General features: G+C 31.6%; 6 protein-coding genes. 4 read left to right on the forward strand and 2 right to left on the reverse strand.

Going from position 1 to position 2684, the window contains the following annotated elements; genetic code table 11:
* The 3 genes from Megvenef_RS08630 to Megvenef_RS08640 all read left to right on the forward strand — a co-directional run.
* The coding region (locus Megvenef_RS08630; RefSeq protein WP_322777527.1) for a hypothetical protein at nt 1-243 on the forward strand (243 nt) is incomplete at its 5' end.
* Complete coding sequence (locus Megvenef_RS08635) at nt 236-988, forward strand: hypothetical protein (protein WP_322777528.1); 753 nt, start codon at nt 236-238, stop codon at nt 986-988. The genes Megvenef_RS08630 and Megvenef_RS08635, both read left to right, overlap by 8 nt.
* A gap of 132 nt (nt 989-1120) precedes the next feature.
* Complete coding sequence (locus Megvenef_RS08640) at nt 1121-1318, forward strand: hypothetical protein (protein ID WP_322777529.1); 198 nt, start codon at nt 1121-1123, stop codon at nt 1316-1318.
* Here the strand turns inward: Megvenef_RS08640 and Megvenef_RS08645 are convergent.
* Together Megvenef_RS08645 and Megvenef_RS08650 are read right to left on the reverse strand one after the other, a co-directional pair.
* Entirely contained in the window at nt 1313-1585 is a 273-nt protein-coding gene (locus tag Megvenef_RS08645) for a hypothetical protein (RefSeq protein WP_322777530.1), read from the reverse strand. The two genes, Megvenef_RS08640 and Megvenef_RS08645, sit on opposite strands and share 6 nt — an antisense overlap.
* Entirely contained in the window at nt 1582-2181 is a 600-nt protein-coding gene (locus Megvenef_RS08650; protein ID WP_322777531.1) for a nucleotide-binding protein, read from the reverse strand. Before Megvenef_RS08650 ends, Megvenef_RS08645 begins: the two co-directional genes overlap by 4 nt.
* A 192-nt stretch (nt 2182-2373) precedes the next feature.
* Here Megvenef_RS08650 and Megvenef_RS08655 point away from each other — a divergent pair, with 192 nt between their 5' ends.
* Complete coding sequence (locus Megvenef_RS08655; RefSeq protein ID WP_322777532.1) at nt 2374-2529, forward strand: hypothetical protein; 156 nt, start codon at nt 2374-2376, stop codon at nt 2527-2529.
* The last annotated feature ends 155 nt before the right edge of the window (nt 2530-2684 follow it).

Raw genomic sequence — 2684 nt, forward strand, 5'->3', positions numbered from 1 at the left:
GGTATTAACGCGTTAAATGATACAATAGTTTTATTAAGGAATTTATTGCATGCTGACTCTAAAAGTGAAACATCTAAAAAGCTTAAGATTTTAGATGACATTTTTCCAATAATTAATATCAAAGATCTTGAGCCTTCAGAAAAAGCCTTAAACAAAGCAAAAAAAGCTCTAAAAAAGAGTATTTTAAACTCTAATTTTGCTGAAATTATAAAAATCTTATTTCCATCTAAGACAAATGAGTAAAAAAGACATTTTATTTACCATTCCTGTTGCAGATGTCAACAAAAATGAAGTTGCTGAATATGAAGATAAAAAGCCTGAATTGTTAGCTAATTCATTTCACAATCTCATAATGGAATCAAGACTTGATAATTTAAAAAGGGATGAATTTACAAAGATTGTATCTGTTATAGACGAAGCTAAAGGAACAAATATTTCCACGCAATTTATTATGTTACCCTTTGATGACAATACGAAAAGAACGCTTGATATAATTCTTGCTCACTTTAGAGAAAATGGCTGTCAATATCCTGACGGCTCTTTTTCAATGGAATACTTTATGTCAAGGAGTAGATTTACAAGCGAAAGGGAGGCTATTACCGCATTAAACAAAGCCTTCAATATTCTGCAATATACTGTTGTTTATATAAAATCAGAAAAAATACAAAAATCTTGGAATAATATTTTTAATCGAGATGTTAAGCTTTTTACAGAATTGTCGCTTGCGAAGAGTAAAGGAAAAAAATTATGTCATTATGAATTTCATACAGATTATTTTGATATAATAAAAAAATGGAATGCTGGAGTTCCTGTTAGTATCAAATTATTAAAGCTCGGTTTGAAATACAATCATTCCTATTATTTAGCTCGTAGATTATTTAATCATGCCAAAATGAATGCTAATGCAAAAAATCACAATTTTATTTCTGTGAAAAGTTTATTAGAAGCGATGCCAACCTTACCTAAAGAAAATGATACGGATCTTTAAAATTTCAAAAAACAAATTCAAATTACATGTGAAGAAAGTTTAGAAAAGTTAGTGAAAGAAGAAAGATAGACAAATAATATTTCTTTCTACAATAAAAAGCGAGAACCTTTGACAGAGTCTCAACTTCGTACTATGAATTTCAAGATTTTTACGAAGATTTTTTTGGAATTTGAGCTAGCAAATTATGAGCAACAACATATAAAAAACATTGAGTATCATAGTAAATCTAAAGAAAAGAAAAAAGTATTCGATATAGATAAACAAGCAGTAAATAATAAATTAGCTAAGTTATCAAAACGGGTTAAAAAAATAGAGAAAAAAGTTTCATAAACTACTATCATATTGCTTCAACAGCAACTCAATAGCTTCCTCAGCTAATTCAGGTGCATTTTTGCCTTTTAACATTTTCTGACTAAATACTAATTTATCAAATGCTCTAATATGAGATTCTTGGATATACAGGTTTTTAACAACACGTGCAGGTGTAACCTTCTTCTTAGACACTATCAAACGTGGAGCATTATTGTTACTAGTTCCACCAGTTTTTGCTAGGTCTTTTGCTCTAGCATTTTCTTCTTCTATCCAGCTACTAGTCATTCCTTATTCTCCTTATTACTCTCAATTAATATTGCTCCTAAAATCTTGCTTATTTCGACTCTTCGTTCTCTTACCTTGTAGGCCTTATTCATTTTAGCATCGAAAACCGTCAAATACTGACTTGCTGCACGGCTAAAGACTCCACTTGAAGGAATAACAAAAGCACCTTTGCCTCTTAAGTATTCAGTAGTTTCTTTTTCACTGGCTCTATGCTCTTGTCCATCCGTTACTATGGTAATTATTTGCTTCCCTAATGCTTCGGCACGCTTATAAGCATCTATGTAAGTTGCATATTGGTCACGAGCTGGTTTTAAGGGCATTACAAGCGTATGATTATTCGGTACTGACCATTCGCTAGCTTGGTGGTCAAAGAAGATTATATCGGCATTTGGGCGGGTAATAGGTATAGTGTCCATAACCTCAAAAGGTAGATTCCCAGCTTTGAAGTACAGCATAGAAGTACCTTGCTGATCTTGACAAATAAGTAGCGGCTTAAGTCCCAGCTCTACAGAAGCTGCTGCTAAATTAATTGCTAGCATACTCTTGCCCTGTCCACCTTTAGGATTCCATATACTAACTAATCTTATTTCCTTCATACATAGCCATAATCAGTTGCTTGATAGCAATGTATAGTAGTTAATTATACAAGTCAATAGTTATTGAAATGTATAATTAATAAAGTACATAACCAATGAATTTAATACTTAGATAGAGAGTAATTATTTACTATACGATCCTATATATTTTATGTTAATTTATGCCGCTACTAAAATTTCAATTACACGAATATGCAAGCTCCTATTATTCAACAAGATCACAAAGAAGAAAACAATATTGATCGGCAAGAAACCTGCAATGAATTAAGTTCGCAGTTAAAACTAAAGGCAGAAATTAGGAACAGAATAGATCAGTATCTAAAACCAGCTTCTTCAAAAATTAATTAAGCTTCTTAGCCGTTTTCTAGTTGGAACACTTGCATTCGTTGGACAACATGTTTACCAGCAGGGAAAGGGTTTTTGGGCTTGTTGGCCATAAAAAAGAAATCTAGTTCTATTGACACGTTAGCACAAAGTAATTACAATACTAATATTGTTCAAAA

The organism is Candidatus Megaera venefica (genome assembly GCF_034554655.1).
Classification (GTDB): Bacteria; Pseudomonadota; Alphaproteobacteria; order Rickettsiales; family Rickettsiaceae; genus Megaera_A; species Megaera_A venefica.

Bases quoted from the DNA above. Each gene is read 5' to 3' on its own strand.
- Megvenef_RS08655 (WP_322777532.1), top strand. From the start codon at position 2,374: ATGCAAGCTCCTATTATTCAACAAGATCACAAAGAAGAAAACAATATT.
- Megvenef_RS08650 (WP_322777531.1), bottom strand. From the start codon at position 2,181: ATGAAGGAAATAAGATTAGTTAGTATATGGAATCCTAAAGGTGGACAG.
- Megvenef_RS08640 (WP_322777529.1), top strand. From the start codon at position 1,121: ATGAATTTCAAGATTTTTACGAAGATTTTTTTGGAATTTGAGCTAGCA.
- Megvenef_RS08635 (WP_322777528.1), top strand. From the start codon at position 236: ATGAGTAAAAAAGACATTTTATTTACCATTCCTGTTGCAGATGTCAAC.
- Megvenef_RS08645 (WP_322777530.1), bottom strand. From the start codon at position 1,585: ATGACTAGTAGCTGGATAGAAGAAGAAAATGCTAGAGCAAAAGACCTA.